The sequence below is a fragment of the Sulfurimonas sp. genome, assembly GCF_026988655.1.
Classification (GTDB): domain Bacteria; phylum Campylobacterota; class Campylobacteria; order Campylobacterales; family Sulfurimonadaceae; genus Sulfurimonas.
In genome coordinates, this window is the sequence record NZ_JALSKT010000085.1 from 23042 (window position 1) to 39043 (window position 16002).

Consider the following 16002-nt stretch of genomic DNA (forward strand, 5'->3'; position numbering starts at 1 on the left):
GATGCATATCACTGTTGTAATTCCCACTTACAATAGATATGAATTTTTAAGACGTGCACTCTACTCTGTACTCGATCAAAGCTATGCAGCATCTGAAATCATTGTCGTTGATGATGGTTCTACAGATAATACGGCTTCCATCAAAGAAGAATTTCCACAAGTAAAATACATCTATCAAAATAACGCTGGAGTCTCTCGTGCACGAAATCTTGGCATTGTAAACGCAGTGCATGAGTGGATAGCGTTTTTAGATTCTGATGATACTTGGCAGAGAGATAAACTCAAAGAACAAGTAAACTTTCACCTACAAAACCCTACTATTTTGATGAGTTTTACAGATGAGAAGTGGATTCGTGATGATAAGGAAGTGAAAATTCCTAAGAAATTTAAAAAGTATGGTGGAGAGATATTTGAAAAATCTCTCTCTTATTGTAATATTGCCCCTTCTTCTACCCTTATCCAGAAAAATCTTTTGGATGAAGTAGGGTTTTTTGATGAGAGTTTAGAAGTTTGTGAAGATTATGATTTATGGCTTCGTATTGCGATGAATTACACTATAGGTCTTGTGGATAAAAAACTCATCACAAAATATGCAGGACATAATGACCAACTCAGTTTTAAATACTGGGGGATGGATAGATTTCGCGTTTTGGCACTAGAAAAACTTTTATCTACTTGTGATAATGCTCAGCAAGTTGCACTTATTAAAAAAGAAGCACAGAAAAAGTATACACTCTTACTCAAAGGTGCACAGAAATATGATAAAATACTAGAGATTAAAAATTATGAAAAAAAAATAGAGAGCTTTCAATGACATATGCACACAACTTTAACCCGACAATTTCAGATGAGACAGTTTTTCAAGCAATTTTGGATGAAAAAGATGATATAGGTTACTATAATTTACCATTTCAAGATACTACTGCGTTTAAAGAGTACGCAAAAACGGTACAACAAAATAACATCGTTGTTATCGGTATAGGTGGGAGTAGTTTAGGTACTTATGCTATTTATAAATTTTTAAAACATAGCAAAAATTTACAAAAGAAGTTGTTTTTTCTTGAGACAACAGATCCTATAGATATTCAGTCTAAAATCCAAATGATAGATTTAAAAGATACACTTTTTATAGTAATCTCAAAGTCGGGTACTACCGTTGAGACAGTTTCCATATTTAAGTACATTAACTCTCTTATAAAATGTGATAAAAATAATACTGTGGTTATCACAGAAAATGATTCTAAACTCAATACATACGCTAAAATGCATGGCATGACTGCGTTTGAAATTCCTAAAAATGTAGGTGGAAGATTTTCTGTATTTTCTGCAGTAGGACTTTTACCTTTGGCGATTGTTGGCATAGATATTGATGAACTTATGCGTGGCACAAAACGCATTTATGATGGCTTTTTTAGTGCAAATAAAACTGCTATTAAAGAGAGATTGCTCAATAAGGCACGTTTTTTAGTAGAGTATAAAAATAAATTTAATATAAATGTTATTTTCTCATACTCTTCACGACTAGAAGGCTTTAACAAGTGGTATATTCAGCTTTGGGGAGAGAGTCTTGGAAAGATTGATGTCAATGGCTCAAGAGCTGGACTGACACCTGTTGGTATCATTGGACCCATAGATCAGCATTCATTTTTACAGCTTATCATAGAGGGAAGACGAGATAAAACAGTTACGGTAATTAAAGTAGAAAATTTTGAAAATGATTTACAAATACCAGATATCACCCTTGAAGGTTTAGAAGAGTTAGACTATCTCAATAACATGGAATTTTCTTCACTGATTAAAAACCAAGCTGATGCAACAATCGAGTCAATCAATAATCTTAAAGATATTCCTTGTGATGTTATGACCATAGATGGAGTGTGTGAAACTGCCATTTCAAGTTTGATGTATGAATATGAACTTTTAACTTCACTATGTGCAAAATTTATGTATATAGATGCTTATAATCAGCCCGGTGTAGAGAGTGGAAAAATCATTTTGAAGAAGAAGCTTCAAGGCAAATAAAATATCGTAATTTTAAAGAAAAATCTGTATAATAGTATCAATAATAATTTAAAATTTTAGGTAATAATATAATATGAAAATAGCAATAGCAGGAACAGGATACGTAGGTCTCTCAAACGGAATTCTTCTTTCTCAAAAGAATGAAGTAGTCGCCCTAGATATCATCCCAGAAAAAGTAGAAATGCTTAATAAAAAAATATCTCCTATAGAAGATAAAGAGATACAAGAGTATCTCCAAAGAGATGATCTAAACTTTAAAGCAACGCTTGATAAAGAAGAAGCATATAAAAATGCAGACTTTATCATCATAGCAACACCTACTGACTATGACACTGAGACAAACTACTTTAACACTAAAAGCATTGAGTATGTCATAGCAGATGTACTAGAGATAAATCCAGATGCAACAATGGTTATAAAGTCAACGGTACCTGTAGGCTACACCAAAGAGATCAGTAAAAAATTTAACACAAACAACATTATCTTCTCTCCAGAATTTCTAAGAGAAGGAAAAGCCCTTCACGATAACCTCTACCCAAGTAGAATAATTGTAGGTGAAAGATCTGAGCGTGCGCAAACATTTGCCAATCTTTTAGCTGGTGGTGCTAAAAAAGAAAATATAGACATCCTCTTTACTGACTCAACAGAAGCAGAAGCTGTCAAACTCTTTTCAAACACTTACCTTGCAATGCGTGTAGCATATTTTAACGAGCTAGATTCTTATGCACAAGCACATAATCTTAATGCAAGACAAATCATTGAAGGTGTAGGATTAGATCCAAGAATAGGAACACACTACAATAACCCAAGCTTTGGTTATGGAGGTTATTGTCTTCCAAAAGATACGAAACAACTTCGTGCTAACTATGCAGATGTACCATGTAATATGATAAGTGCCATAGTAGAAGCAAACAGTACACGTAAAGACTTCATAGCAGATTCTATACTCAATCGCCATCCAAAAATAGTAGGGATTTATAGACTCACAATGAAATCAGGCTCAGATAACTTTAGAAGTTCTGCTATTCAAGGCATTATGAAACGTATAAAAGCCAAAGGTGTAGAAGTAGTTATCTACGAACCAACATATAATGAAGATGAGTTTTTTAACTCTAAAGTTATAAAGGATCTTGATGAGTTTAAAAAGATGAGTGATGTCATAGTGGCAAATAGACTCTCAGATGAGATTAGGGATGTAGTAGATAAAGTATATACGAGAGATATTTTCGAGTCAGATAGTTAGAGATAAATATTTTTCATAGCTAAGAAAAATCTTCGCTATGAAACTATCACATGTCCTACAAATTTACTCATATTATCTAAAATATCTCCACCTTTTCTAAAACTTAGTCCACAAGCTTCATAAGCAAAAAATACTCCTGCTTGGTACTTCGCACCTTTTGCATCTTTTGGAAATTCTACAAACTCCTGATAAACTTTTTTATAATTGTCATATGGACCCGCAGTCGCTAGACTTGTAGTGCCATCAGCTTCAATTATTTTTGTATTTGCACCTTCTCTACCAAAAACAGGTTTTTCTACCTGTTTAACACCTTGAAGTGGCTCAAATGATGTTTGTAATAAGTAAGGAGAATCAGGAAATAATTTACTCAAAATTGCCATCATCCCTTTAGATTGAAAGAGTAGGGTATAGGCTGGATTAAGTATAATGGCTTTTTGATTCTCAATGATATTTGTGAGCGTCGTTGCCAACTCTGGTTCTTCTATGGCGATATCTTCCCATGGATAAAGTTTAAACCAGTATTCGTATTGGTTGCCCTCACTATCATAGATACCATTTTCATCAAAATGAACATTATGCAAAAACTCAAAACTCGTGACAAATCCCGCATCGGTTGCCATTTGTTGTAAAAGTCTTACTGTACTCTCTTCTTCATCATTGCCCTCTACGGAGGAAAAAAGTATCTTCCATCCATCATAATTTGCATCAAAAGTATCTGTATCATCAAAGAGTGTTATAAGTCTTTTAAAGTTGTTAGATATGGCTTCATATACATTGTTAAATTGACTCTCTTCGTCCATATCATTGGACTTGAGTATTGCCCATTGGAGTAGAGCAGTCTCAAAAAGTGCTGTCGGTGTATCAGCATTAAACTCAATGAGTTTGATCTCTTGAGCATCTATGCCACCAGCTAAATCAAAGCGACTGTAGATATGCCAATGTACATCATTTTCCCAACTTTTTTTGATAGTCTCAATAAGGTTAAACGGGATGCCTAAATCAAAAAAAAGATTGTTTTTAATTACATACTCAGCGGCTTCAACATACATATCATACAGAGTATTAGCCGCTTCATAATAAGCTTCTGCTTCTTGAGGCGTTATGGTAACTAGTTCATCGCTTATATATTTACTGCCATCACTATCTGTATGCCATGAAAAACCTATCTCATCTAAGGTGTCATCATCTACTGCGTTTACTTTTGTTGTTAGTATCATGATTAACCTCCGAAGAACCCTCCGCTACTTCTACTAGAAGAAGAGCTTTTACTGCCTCCACCAAAGAAGCTTTTTCTACTTGAACCACTCTTAGCTGCTTTACCTGCGGCTGAGCGACTATAGGCACTTCTGTTTGTGTTTGTTGAATTTCTTGAAAAGTTTTTGTTGTTCATAAGTGCATTACCTATCATATTTCCAAGAAGACTCCCCGCAGCAACGGCAAGTATAGTGCCAGCTAGTCCCATTCCTGCACTTCCTGCATTATCTTGTATGGTTTCACTTGTACCATTTTCTACTTTTTGATATTCTTGTTCTGCAAGCTTTTTCATTTCATCTTCATTCATAAAACGCTCAGTGACTCGTCCATCGGCATCTCTTTCACGAATAATCGCGCGAGAAGGACCATCAGTAGGCATCTCTTCAACAACAATATATTTGCCATTAGGCTGTTGTTCGATGACAAGAAATTTGTTTTGAGCTTGTTGTTCTTGTTTTTGCTCGCAACCACTTAATGTACTCATCATTGCTACTCCGGCAGCTCCAAGTGCAACACCACTTGCAATTGATGATAATTGTAATTTTGTTTTTATCATTTAATATTCACCTACTATTTTATTTTTGTCCAGAATTATAACTTGTTTTAGTTTATAATCATAAAATGTTACTTTTTTTCGTCCATCATAATAGATGTCTCCATGATAGAAAAATTTATCTGTTTTAATATTTACATTTTTTTTCATTAAAAGTAGCTCACCAAAAGTATTTCCTATAGGAGGAATGAGTGTGCTAAAAGCGAGAATAAAGAGTATACCTATACTTACAAGGGCTATTTTTGTATTTGCATATATTACTAAATAACCCAATATAAAAGTAAAAAATAAAAAAAGAAATATATTTTGATGATCAACAAATAAAATGTTGTAGTAGACATCTATGTTATGCACATCTATGTAGTTTTCTTTTATGCCAAGGATGATAAAAAAGTCTAAAATAAAAGTGAAAAATAATCCACTAAGGAATGCTTGAAACAGTTTACTCATCGTAATCTCCTTATCTTCGTGCTATTTATTTTATACAGTCTTGAAGGCTTTCCCTCATAGAGACCATTTTTATCTTCTATGATTATATCAGCTTTTTTCTCACAAAAGTCACGACAAAAATGTTCTCCTGATTTATTCGCTGAAGTGGAGTAGTTCCAAGTTGCATTTCTAAGTATTGCAGATGATAAAGTCTCTTTTGCTACTCTAAAGGAAAGATTTTTGACTATAAAAGTTGTTTTAGTAGAGCGTCTTACACGGTTTTTATATTTTTGAGGGATTCGTTTATTGTCTTTTTGTAGTGCTTTAAAACTTTTTAAAACTTTGATAAATGATTTGTTAGATGGTCGTGATTTTATATCTTGAAGTTTTGCTTCATTTTGAGATAAAAAACCAACTGTTGTATCAGTTTGAACGAGTATAACCTGAGAGGTTATACTAGAAAGTCTTGAAGTGCTGTTGCGTTTGACCATTGCTCATCTTTCATTTCATCAAGCGCTAAGATAAGTGCTCTTGCTGCACTGAGCGTTGTGAAGTAGGGGATACTGCGTTTGAGAACTTCTTGACGGATCACAACGGCATCTTTTTTGCTGGTGTTATTATCTGAGGTATTAATCGCCATTGAAATTTCATCATTTTTCATACTATCTTCAATATTTGGACGACCCTCAGAAATTTTCAATACAAGTTCACAAGCAATGCCAGCTTCTTCAATAATTTTTTGTGTTCCTTTTGTCGCTACGAGTTTAAACCCATGTCTGATGAGACCGCTAGCAATCTCGGCAGCATGTTGTTTATCTGTATCGACAAAAGAGAGAAAACAAGTCCCAGTTGTTGGAATCTTATTTCCAGCACTCAGTTGTGCTTTTGCAAAACTTACACCAAAGTTTTTACTGATTCCCATAACTTCACCAGTTGATTTCATTTCAGGAGAAAGAACTAAATCTGCACCGTAGAGTTTATGGAAAGGAAATACTGCTTCTTTTACAGAAACATGCCCTTTTAAACGAGGACGACGTAGACCATTGACCTCTTCTACAATATTGTACTTATCATAAAAATCCAGAGAATCAACGAGTTTTTCTCCCATCATGACGCGTGTAGCAACTTTTGCAAGAGGCATACCTGTTGCTTTACTTACAAAAGGTACAGTACGAGAAGCTCGTGGGTTAACTTCTATAAGGTAAATTTCATCTTGATAGATTGCATATTGAACATTCACAAGACCCACTACACCAAGACCAAGTGCAATAGTTTTCGTTTGTTGTTCAACTTTTTCTATCATTTGTTTACTTAAGTTCATTGGAGGAAGTGAACAAGCAGAGTCACCAGAATGAATTCCAGCTTCTTCTATGTGTTGCATAACAGAACCAATATAAACCTCTTTGCCATCAGAGATACAATCAACATCCAGCTCAATAGCTTGGTCAAGGAACTTATCAATAAGTACAGGAGCTTCATTTGAAACACTAATCGCTAGAGCCATGTATTCATTTAACTCGTCATGGCTGTAAACAATCTTCATACCACGTCCACCTAAAACAAATGAAGGACGCACAAGAACAGGAAAACCAATTTTTTCAGCGATTGGACCAGCTTCTTCTTTTTTGCGCGCTAAACCATTTTCAGGTTGTCTTAGACCATGTTTTTTTACAAAATCAGAAAACTGCTCTCTATCTTCAGCTAAATCAATAATTGCTGATGGTGTTCCAGAAATTTTAGCACCAATTTTGGTGAGCGAATCTGCAAGTTTTAGTGGTGTTTGTCCACCGAAATGTACGATAATTCCATCTGGTTGTTCATTTTCAATTACCTCTCTTACATGCTCAAAATCTATAGGCTCAAAGTAAAGCACATCAGAAGTATCATAGTCAGTAGAGACTGTTTCAGGGTTACAGTTATACATAATCGTCTCTATATCCATCTCTTTAAGGGCAAAGGCAGCATGGACACAACAGTAATCAAATTCAATCCCTTGTCCAATACGGTTAGGACCACCACCTAAGATAAGTACTTTTTTCTTCTCACTACTGCGTTTAGAAACATTTGGTATTTTAGTAATGTTTGTTGTTGAGTAGAGATATGGTGTAAGTGCTTCAAATTCTGCTGCACAGGTATCGACTTCATTATACTCTAGATGTACTGAGAGTTTTTTTCTTGCATCATAAACTTCGTTTTCATGTACTTGATGATCTGAGTTTTTTGTTATAAGTTGAGCTATACGTTTATCTGAAAAACCATCTACTTTTACATTTCTCATAAAGTCTGCATCAAAAAGGATTTTATCTGTAATAGTAGACTCTTTGTCTATCATCTCTTGCAATTGATATAAGAACCATGGGTCAATCGCACAAGTGTCAAACATATCTTCAACACTCATACCACGACGGAAACCCTCAGCAACATAGAGAATTCTTTCTGCATTTGGACGACGAATTTCATGGCGAATAAACTCATCATCAGCATCTATCTCGTCAAAGCCACATAGACCAGTCTCAAGTGAGCAGAGTGCTTTTTGGACTGACTCTTTAAAAGTACGCCCTATAGCCATAACTTCACCAACAGATTTCATAGAAGTGCTAAGTGTACTTTGTGCTTCAGGGAATTTTTCAAATGTAAAACGAGGTATCTTTGTAACAACATAATCAATGACCGGCTCAAACGCAGCAGGTGTCCCTGTAATATCATTTGTAATCTCATCAAGTGTAAAACCAACAGCTAAAAGTGTTGCAACTTTTGCTATAGGGTAGCCCGTGGCTTTCGATGCTAGAGCGGAAGAGCGTGAAACACGAGGATTCATCTCGATAACAATCATACGACCAGTTTTAGGATCAATAGAAAACTGAACATTTGAGCCTCCAGTATCAACACCAACCTCACGTAAAATTGCAAAAGAAGCGTCACGCATTCTTTGGTACTCTTTATCTGTAAGTGTAAGGGCAGGTGCTACTGTAATACTATCACCAGTATGTACACCCATAGGGTCAAAGTTTTCAATAGAGCAGACGATGATACAGTTGTCAGCTTTGTCACGAATAACTTCCATCTCATACTCTTTCCAGCCGAGCATAGATTCCATGATTTCGATTTCATTGACTGGAGATGCAGAGATTCCTTCTTGTGCGAGTTTTTTGAACTCTTCCATATTGTATGCTACACCAGAACCACCGCCAGCAAGTGTAAAAGAAGCGCGAGAAATTACAGGAAAACCAATCTCTTTGACAACTTCTATGGCCTCTTCAACACTGTAAGCATTTCTACTTTTTGGTAAATCCATACCAATTTTTATCATTGCTTCATTAAAGAGATGTCTATCTTCACCTTTATTGATAGCTTTTGGATCTGCACCTAAAAACTCTATCCCTTCAAGCATACCTTTTTCATGCATACTCATAGCAACATTAAGGGCTGTTTGTCCACCCATGGTAGGTAAAACAGCATCTACATTTTCATCTTTAATGATTTTTGCGATGATCTCTTCTTTGATAGGCTCTATGTAAGTTCTGTCTGCAAATTCAGGGTCAGTCATAATCGTTGCAGGATTAGAGTTGATAAGCACAACGCGGTAACCTAACTCTTTTAGTGTTTTAACAGCTTGAGTCCCAGAGTAGTCAAACTCACAAGCTTGACCGATTATAATCGGACCAGAACCTATAAGTAAAATAGTTTTTATGTCGGTGCGTTTTGGCATTTGTTACCTCTTGAAAAATGTATATAAAAAATTTGTTTATTATACACAAGAGGTACTTAATATTTGATGAGTTTGAGAGAGCCTTAGTACTTGAAAGTATAGATAAGCGAGAGCAGTCCCGAATAGATATATTTATCCTTGACTATAGGACTATTATAAGCAGTTTGCGGGATATAATCTGCCCGTATATTTGCGAGTGTTGATAGGTTCTTGGTCAATGGATAGTTAATGTATGTTTGCAAACCTAAAAGTAAACCATCACTTGGAGTATAGGCTGGTCGTTGAGCCGTTGCCTCAGAGGTTTTTACACCATAATAATAATCCAAAAATTTTTGAGATTGGTAGATGGCTATAAGGCTTGGATAAAAACTAAAATCTCCTAAATGATACTCATCACCGATTTCTGTTTTAACTATTAAGGAGTTGTATCTTCCAAGCATATCCGTGAGTAACATCGTTTCAATATAGGCATCATGAAAGCTTGCACTAAAAGCAATACCGCCTTCAAAAGTAGTTTTTCGCTCATCCATGCCTTCTAAAGTTTTAGAATCACTAGCTTTATAGCCATATGTTCTAGGCTGAGCAGTAAGAGAGAAACCCCAAGCATATGTATCCTCTTTCGCACCTAAAAAGTACATTCCAAAACGGCTCCAGCGAATATAAAAAAGAGAGTTATCAAAAAATATAACAGGAGAAGGAACAAAAATAGGCTTCGCACCTTCATAAGGCTGCGTTTGGATATAAGGTCCTAAACCTAGTGTTACTTTTTGTTTTGACTCTTGGGCGTTGAGACTTAGTATGATAAGCATGAAAATGAGAATATACTTCATTTTACTCTCCTAATTAGATGAAAATAGTTTGGTTCATTTGATTTATAATAGGGCTCTACTACAGCATTTTGGTAGCCTTGTAGCGTTTTTACAGAAAGGACTTTTCCTACTTTTAATCCTTTAAAAAAGATATTATCAAGTCCAGAAGTTGTTACTTCATCACCTTTTTTGATACTAATCCAGCCTGAAATATAACTAACAATAATATTTTCATCATTATTTCCATGCGCAATTCCAGGTGCTTTGTTCTCTCCGATATTTACTGAGTAAGAACTCTGTATATCGTTGTTCATCAAAGCGAGAGCTCTGCCATTTTTTGGTATTACGATTCCGGCTACAAATTCCTTATAGGTAAGTCCATAAATTTTTGAAGCATTATAGTCTGGTATCTCTATCCAAAGCCTATTTAAGTTGCCAAATTGCTCGTAAGCAATGGTACGTACAAGCTCAACTTGTGGATTAAATGTCAGGGTAGAATTGTTTTCTTTATAGAGATCAGCAAGCTCAGTTGCAAGTTGCTGTGATTGTAGATGTGAATTTTCGTAAGTTTGCAGTTGCTCTTTAAGTTCTTGAATCTGGGAAGCTTGAAAAAAATGTTTTTCAATTGTAGTGCTGATGTAGTTAGTAGTGTTGTGATAAGTAGTTTTTACTGCGTTTAGCGTAGAAATGATAGGGGGTTGCAATGTGTTTGAATAATAAATAGCACCCACAAAGAGTGCTACTATAAGAGAAAAATAGCTAAATACTTGTTTATTCATTCTCAAATAGTTCTTGAAGTAAGTCTATCTCTTCTAAGGCACGTCCCGTTCCTCTTGCAACTGCTAAAAGTGGTTCATCTGCTACAAAAACAGGAATTTTAACAATGTCAGAGAGGTACTTGTCAAGTTGACGAATAAGAGCGCCACCACCCGTTAAGATAATACCATGATTGACGATATCTCCTGCCAAATCTGGTGGCATTTGTTCTAAAACATCACGAAGAGCTTCTGCAACCTCTTTGAGTGGCTCTTTCATGGCTTCTCTTGCATCTTCACTTGTGAGTTCTACTGAGCTAAGAAGTCCTTCAACCTGATCGCGTCCATTAATAACCATAGTCAAATCTTGATCAAGACTAACAGCTGTACCGATATTGATTTTAATCTCTTCGGCAACTCTTTCACCTATAAGTAGATTGTATTTTTTTCTAACATAGTTGACGATATTTTGATCTATTTTATCGCCTGCAGTACGGATAGACTTTGAAAGAACAAGTCCACCAAGGGAGACAACACCTATCTCAGTTGTCCCTCCACCGATGTCAACTACAAGATGTCCTTGTGGTTCACGGATGTCAACACCCGCTCCAATAGCTGCAGCCATAGGCTCTTCTATAAGAAAAACCTCACGAGCACCAGCGCTTAGAGCTGATTCACGAACAGCTTTACGCTCCACCTGAGTAAGACCATAGGGAACACAGATAATGATACGTGGAGAGATTAAAGAAGTACGTCCATGTGCTTTTTCAATGAATTTACGTATCATTTTTTCAGTCATATCAAAATCAGCAATGACACCATCACGCATTGGACGAATTGCCTTGATATTTCCTGGAGTTTTCCCGACCATATCTTTTGCTTCATGTCCAACAGCTAAAACACGTTGTTGTCCATATTTTTCAGTTTTGACAGCAACAACAGAAGGCTCATTTATAATGATACCTTTACCTTTTGCAATTACAATTGTATTTGCAGTCCCGAGGTCAATAGATAAATCATTTGAAAATAATCCTACAATTTTGTTAAATATCATATACTTGCCTTATGCAGTTTTTTTTGAAGTTTTTTTAATGTAGACAGGTTTTTCTCCGTCCTCAATAACTTCTTTGGTTATAAGTACTTCATATCCACTGTACTCTGGAAGTTCATACATGATATCTATCATGCTTTCTTCTAAAATTGCACGTAATCCACGAGCACCAGTTTTTCTTTTGATAGCTTTTTGCGCAATTGCACGAAGAGAATCTTCTTCAAAGTTAAGCTCAACTTCATCAATAGCAAAAAGTTTTTTGTACTGCTTAACTAGAGAGTTTTTAGGTTCAGTTAAAATACGTACCATATCATCTTCACTTATTTCATCTAATGATGCAATAATTGGAAGACGTCCAACAAGCTCAGGGATGAGACCATAATGAACAAGATCATCAGGTTCAACCATATCAAAAGTAGGTTTTTTCTCATCTTTAGTTTTTTTCTCGTGACCAAAACCTAAAACATTTTCACCTTGTTTACGTTTTAAAAGATCTTCAAGTCCATCAAATGCGCCACCACAGATAAATAAAATATTTGTAGTATCAATCGCTGTAAACTCTTGGTTTGGATGTTTTCTTCCACCTTTTGGCGGGATATTTACGGATGAACCTTCAATGATTTTAAGCAGAGCTTGCTGTACACCTTCCCCACTTACATCACGAGTAATAGAACGGTTTTCACTCATACGAGAGACTTTATCTACTTCATCTAAAAAGATGATACCTTTTTGTGCACGTTCAACATCACCATCTGCAGCTTGGATGAGTTTGGTTAAAATGTTTTCAACATCTTCACCAACATATCCTGCTTCTGTTAAGCTTGTTGCATCAGCGATGGCAAGAGGAACATTCAATACTCTTGCTATTGTTTGAGCCATAAGTGTTTTCCCTGAACCTGTTGGTCCTATAAGTAAAACATTAGATTTTGCAATCTCAGTATCATCATCTGTAATATTATGCATCTTAAAGATACGTTTATAATGATTATAAACAGCAACGCTTAAAAGCTTTCTTGCTCTTTCTTGACCGATGATATACTCACCTAAAAAGGCATCAAGCTCTTTTGGTGTCATAAGCTGATGAACAGCATCGACTAACTCAGCATTTGACTCTTTTGCCAAATCTTTTTCATCACCAAACATGATTTTATATGCAGAAACAACACAGTTTTTACAAATATAAACTCCATTGCCTGCTATGAGTGGATTGGATTCGCTCTCTTGCGCATCACAAAAACTACAGTGTCTATGTATCATACACCCTTCCTTTCAAACGGAATACCGCGTTTAGTTTTTATTATAAAGTTACATAAGTCGATAACATGACGACTTTTTGTACTCTCAAGCAGTTGGCTTGCTACATCTTTGAGTGGTTTTCCAGACTCAAATAGTTCTCTATATGCAGACTTAAGTGCATTAATATCTTCTCTTTGGATGTTTCTTCTAAGTCCTGTAAGATTAAGCCCACGTAATGTCGCTCTATTGCCCTCAGCCATACAAAATGGAGGCACATCTTGCGCTAAGGCACTTGCTCCGCCAATCATGGCATAGTCACCAATGTGAACAAACTGATGTATCGGTGTCATGCCACCAACAACAACATAATCACCAAGCTCAACATGACCTGCTAATGTCGCTGCGTTTGCTAGGATACAGTGGTTGCCTATGATGACATCATGACCTAAATGTACATAGCCCATAAAAAGGTTATGATTACCGATGATAGTTTTACCACCACCACCTTTTGTTCCTGGATTGAAAAGTGTAAACTCACGAATAGTGTTGTCATCACCAATGATGAGTTCAACATCTTCTCCATTAAATTTTAAATCTTGAGGAATAGAACCTATAACGGCATGAGAAAATATTCTATTATTTTTACCAATGGTTGTTTTTCCGTAAACGCAGCTATTTTGGGCTATCGTTGTTCCATCACCAATAGTCGCTTCACTTGAGATGAAACAAAATGGAGCGATTTCAACATCTTTTCCTATTACTGCACCATCTTCAATGACGGCTAATTCAGATATTTTTGACAAAATAAACTCTTATTTATCTACAATCATAGCTTTGAGTTCTGCTTCACTGACGAGTTTATCATCAACGTAAGCTTCACCTCTAAGCATCCAGATTGTACCTTTTTGTTTGATTACAGTAATTCTGTATTCTAGTTTATCTCCAGGTTTTACTGGTGTTCTAAATTTTGCTTTGTCGATACTCATAAAGTAAACAACTTTATTTTGCACTTCTTCTTCTGTAAGGTCTCCCATACTTAAAAATGAGAGTACACCACCAGCTTGTGCCATACCTTCTAAGATCATAACACCAGGGTAGATAGGATGACCCGGAAAGTGCCCTTGAAAAACTGGTTCTGAAATAGATACATTTTTGTAAGCAGTAATAGATTGACCCTTCACCAAGTCTGTAACTCTATCAACAAGTAAGAAAGGATAGCGGTGTGGTAATATTTTTTGAATTTCTGTAACATCCATTAGCATTAAAATAGCCTTATAGTAATAATTTTATGCTATTTTATCCAATTTATTGTTAAGAAAAGATAATAAGTTTTTCTTTAGTGTCCTCGTAAGTCTTTGCATCAAGATAAATAGTGAGCTTAGTTTGAGGGATTTCATCTACAACAATGATTGGTGTTAGGTCATAGTTGCTTTGAGTGATTTTCAAACGCAGTAATTGCTCTTGGTCGAAGTCTAAAGGTTTGTAGATGAGTTCATTAATGTTCAAATAGCTTGAATTTGTCCACTCATTGTAGCTTTGAAGTGTGATAAATTTAACTTCTTCACGATTAAAATGGTGAATATCATTATAAGAAAATTCTATACGCCCTTGTGCTCTTTTTCTAGGTAGAGTAGAGTAACTTAAAGCATAAGCTTCTATGAGATCTTTTTTACCAGAGATAAGTTTAAAATTAAACTGTCTATAGTTTAAAAATTTTTGTTTTGTAATTTTATACTCTTTACCTTCATCTTCTAGGTTATTACGTTTCGTGTACATTTCTATACGCTCTTCAATGGAAGCAGGCAGAGTTTGTCCAGAAATAGGCGAAAACATCTCATCCATAAGTTTGTCTTGTTGTTCTCTTTGCATTGTGAGTCCAAAAATACAACCACAATAATCTTGACGATACAGCTGTTCTTCTTTTGTGACACGGCTTTGATCTTGTGTTCCACCACCACTTCTGTAATCAACTGCAATAAACTCAACACCATGAGAAGCATAAAACTCATCTCCGACACGTTTGAGTTGTTCTTGAGACTTTAAAGGACTTACAAGCAGAGTAGTTGTGATTTTTTTCTCACCAAGTTCGAGTGCTTTTTTTGCGCTTGTTGTAAAACGTTTGTCAAAACAGACTTCACAGCGAGCGCCTTTTTCAGGCTCACGTTCTAGTCCACGAACAGCTTCTAGCCAGCTTTCATAGTCATATTCACCTTCAATCAAGTCTATCCCGAGCATTTTACAGCTGCGTTTGACATCAAGTAAACGCAGTTGATATTCAGAATATGGATGAATATTTGGATCATAAAAAAAACCAGTAAGTTTTTCTTCTGGATAATCCTTTTGGAGTTTTTCTAAAAAAAAGTGTGAGTCAACACTACAACAGATATGTACTAAAATATTTTTTCCTAGTCTCTTTTTTCTACTACAGAGATAGAGTTAATCGCATCTTGACCTTCAATAGAGTCTAAAACTGCGAAGCTCTCTGCATCATCTTCTTCAATTCCACCAAAAACTGTGTGAACACCATCAAGATGAGGACATGGAACAAAACAGATAAAAAATTGACTACCACCAGTGTTTGGTCCAGCGTGTGCCATTGAAAGTGTACCTTTTACATGTTTATGTACATTTTTGTCAGTTTCACATGCTATTGCCCAGTCTGGTCCGCCAGTTCCAGTACCTTGTGGACAACCACCTTGAGCCATAAAACCAGGAATTACACGGTGAAAGTTTAAGTTGTCGTAAAAACCACTGTTTGCTAAGTGTGCAAAGTTTGCAACTGTATTTGGCGCTTCTTCAGGATAAAGTTTAATCCAGATATCACCTTTACTTGTAGAGAATTTCGCGTATTGATCTTTTGCTACATTTGTTAAGTCGTATTCTTTTAATTGTTTTGTAAACATTTTATACCTCTTGTATTTTATTTTTGAAATTATAGTGA

Annotated in this window: 16 protein-coding genes; 3 read left to right on the forward strand and 13 right to left on the reverse strand. The window is 35.6% G+C overall.

From position 1 onward, the window contains the following. The first annotated feature begins 1 nt into the window (after position 1). The 3 genes from MV052_RS09930 to MV052_RS09940 all read left to right on the forward strand — a co-directional run bounded on the left by MV052_RS09930 (position 2) and on the right by MV052_RS09940 (position 3265). Positions 2 to 814 carry a glycosyltransferase family A protein gene (locus tag MV052_RS09930; protein ID WP_297443991.1) on the forward strand — a complete coding sequence of 271 codons (813 nt, stop codon included), beginning with the start codon at positions 2 to 4 and terminating at the stop codon, positions 812 to 814. Then, positions 811 to 2022 (forward strand): glucose-6-phosphate isomerase, encoded by a 1212-nt coding sequence (locus MV052_RS09935; protein WP_297443912.1) that lies wholly within the window; start codon positions 811 to 813, stop codon positions 2020 to 2022. The genes MV052_RS09930 and MV052_RS09935 overlap by 4 nt, the downstream gene beginning before the upstream one ends. A 73-nt stretch (positions 2023 to 2095) precedes the next feature. After that, complete coding sequence (locus MV052_RS09940) at positions 2096 to 3265, forward strand: nucleotide sugar dehydrogenase (RefSeq protein ID WP_297443914.1); 1170 nt, start codon at positions 2096 to 2098, stop codon at positions 3263 to 3265. A gap of 35 nt (positions 3266 to 3300) precedes the next feature. On the opposite strand, the gene MV052_RS09945 is transcribed toward MV052_RS09940, so the two are convergent. The 13 genes from MV052_RS09945 to MV052_RS10005 form a co-directional block, all read right to left on the reverse strand. Beyond that, a complete protein-coding gene (locus MV052_RS09945) occupies positions 3301 to 4482 on the reverse strand; it encodes a glutathionylspermidine synthase family protein (protein ID WP_297443916.1) in 1182 nt (393 codons plus the stop codon). Positions 4483 to 4484: 2 nt separating this feature from the next. Further along, positions 4485 to 5075: a hypothetical protein gene (locus MV052_RS09950; RefSeq protein WP_297443918.1), complete on the reverse strand. Its 591-nt coding sequence runs from the start codon at positions 5073 to 5075 to the stop codon at positions 4485 to 4487. Continuing rightward, on the reverse strand, positions 5076 to 5522 hold the full coding sequence (locus MV052_RS09955; protein WP_297443920.1) for a hypothetical protein: 447 nt from the start codon (positions 5520 to 5522) through the stop codon (positions 5076 to 5078). Beyond that, on the reverse strand, positions 5519 to 5992 hold the full coding sequence (locus MV052_RS09960; RefSeq protein WP_297443922.1) for a hypothetical protein: 474 nt from the start codon (positions 5990 to 5992) through the stop codon (positions 5519 to 5521). Before MV052_RS09960 ends, MV052_RS09955 begins: the two co-directional genes overlap by 4 nt. Then, positions 5953 to 9210, reverse strand: a complete 3258-nt coding sequence (carB, locus tag MV052_RS09965) for a carbamoyl-phosphate synthase large subunit (RefSeq protein ID WP_297443924.1) — start codon at positions 9208 to 9210, stop codon at positions 5953 to 5955. The genes MV052_RS09960 and carB overlap by 40 nt, the downstream gene beginning before the upstream one ends. Before the next feature lie 83 nt (positions 9211 to 9293). After that, a complete protein-coding gene (locus tag MV052_RS09970) occupies positions 9294 to 10040 on the reverse strand; it encodes a MipA/OmpV family protein (RefSeq protein WP_297443926.1) in 747 nt (248 codons plus the stop codon). Further along, on the reverse strand, positions 10037 to 10798 hold the full coding sequence (gene mreC / locus MV052_RS09975) for a rod shape-determining protein MreC (RefSeq protein ID WP_297443928.1): 762 nt from the start codon (positions 10796 to 10798) through the stop codon (positions 10037 to 10039). The genes MV052_RS09970 and mreC overlap by 4 nt, the downstream gene beginning before the upstream one ends. After that, on the reverse strand, positions 10791 to 11828 hold the full coding sequence (locus MV052_RS09980; protein ID WP_297443930.1) for a rod shape-determining protein: 1038 nt from the start codon (positions 11826 to 11828) through the stop codon (positions 10791 to 10793). The genes mreC and MV052_RS09980 overlap by 8 nt, the downstream gene beginning before the upstream one ends. Positions 11829 to 11837: 9 nt before the next feature. Further along, entirely contained in the window at positions 11838 to 13082 is a 1245-nt protein-coding gene (gene clpX, locus MV052_RS09985) for an ATP-dependent Clp protease ATP-binding subunit ClpX (protein ID WP_297443932.1), read from the reverse strand. Next, positions 13079 to 13864 (reverse strand): acyl-ACP--UDP-N-acetylglucosamine O-acyltransferase, encoded by a 786-nt coding sequence (lpxA, locus tag MV052_RS09990; protein WP_297443933.1) that lies wholly within the window; start codon positions 13862 to 13864, stop codon positions 13079 to 13081. The genes clpX and lpxA overlap by 4 nt, the downstream gene beginning before the upstream one ends. 9 nt (positions 13865 to 13873) lie before the next feature. Continuing rightward, positions 13874 to 14323 (reverse strand): 3-hydroxyacyl-ACP dehydratase FabZ, encoded by a 450-nt coding sequence (gene fabZ, locus MV052_RS09995; protein WP_297443935.1) that lies wholly within the window; start codon positions 14321 to 14323, stop codon positions 13874 to 13876. 49 nt (positions 14324 to 14372) lie between these two features. Continuing rightward, on the reverse strand, positions 14373 to 15458 hold the full coding sequence (locus tag MV052_RS10000; RefSeq protein WP_297443992.1) for an epoxyqueuosine reductase QueH: 1086 nt from the start codon (positions 15456 to 15458) through the stop codon (positions 14373 to 14375). An 8-nt stretch (positions 15459 to 15466) separates the two neighbouring features. Next, the gene (locus MV052_RS10005) at positions 15467 to 15964 is read right to left on the reverse strand and encodes a peptidylprolyl isomerase (protein ID WP_297443937.1); all 498 of its coding nucleotides are present in this window, start codon (positions 15962 to 15964) and stop codon (positions 15467 to 15469) included. Between the last annotated feature and the right edge of the window lie 38 nt (positions 15965 to 16002).

Bases quoted from the DNA above. Each gene is read 5' to 3' on its own strand.
- MV052_RS09930 (WP_297443991.1), top strand. From the start codon at position 2: ATGCATATCACTGTTGTAATTCCCACTTACAATAGATATGAATTTTTA.
- MV052_RS09935 (WP_297443912.1), top strand. From the start codon at position 811: ATGACATATGCACACAACTTTAACCCGACAATTTCAGATGAGACAGTT.
- MV052_RS09940 (WP_297443914.1), top strand. From the start codon at position 2,096: ATGAAAATAGCAATAGCAGGAACAGGATACGTAGGTCTCTCAAACGGA.
- MV052_RS09945 (WP_297443916.1), bottom strand. From the start codon at position 4,482: ATGATACTAACAACAAAAGTAAACGCAGTAGATGATGACACCTTAGAT.
- MV052_RS09950 (WP_297443918.1), bottom strand. From the start codon at position 5,075: ATGATAAAAACAAAATTACAATTATCATCAATTGCAAGTGGTGTTGCA.
- MV052_RS09955 (WP_297443920.1), bottom strand. From the start codon at position 5,522: ATGAGTAAACTGTTTCAAGCATTCCTTAGTGGATTATTTTTCACTTTT.
- MV052_RS09960 (WP_297443922.1), bottom strand. From the start codon at position 5,992: ATGGTCAAACGCAACAGCACTTCAAGACTTTCTAGTATAACCTCTCAG.
- carB (WP_297443924.1), bottom strand. From the start codon at position 9,210: ATGCCAAAACGCACCGACATAAAAACTATTTTACTTATAGGTTCTGGT.
- MV052_RS09970 (WP_297443926.1), bottom strand. From the start codon at position 10,040: ATGAAGTATATTCTCATTTTCATGCTTATCATACTAAGTCTCAACGCC.
- mreC (WP_297443928.1), bottom strand. From the start codon at position 10,798: ATGAATAAACAAGTATTTAGCTATTTTTCTCTTATAGTAGCACTCTTT.
- MV052_RS09980 (WP_297443930.1), bottom strand. From the start codon at position 11,828: ATGATATTTAACAAAATTGTAGGATTATTTTCAAATGATTTATCTATT.
- clpX (WP_297443932.1), bottom strand. From the start codon at position 13,082: ATGATACATAGACACTGTAGTTTTTGTGATGCGCAAGAGAGCGAATCC.
- fabZ (WP_297443935.1), bottom strand. From the start codon at position 14,323: ATGCTAATGGATGTTACAGAAATTCAAAAAATATTACCACACCGCTAT.
- MV052_RS10005 (WP_297443937.1), bottom strand. From the start codon at position 15,964: ATGTTTACAAAACAATTAAAAGAATACGACTTAACAAATGTAGCAAAA.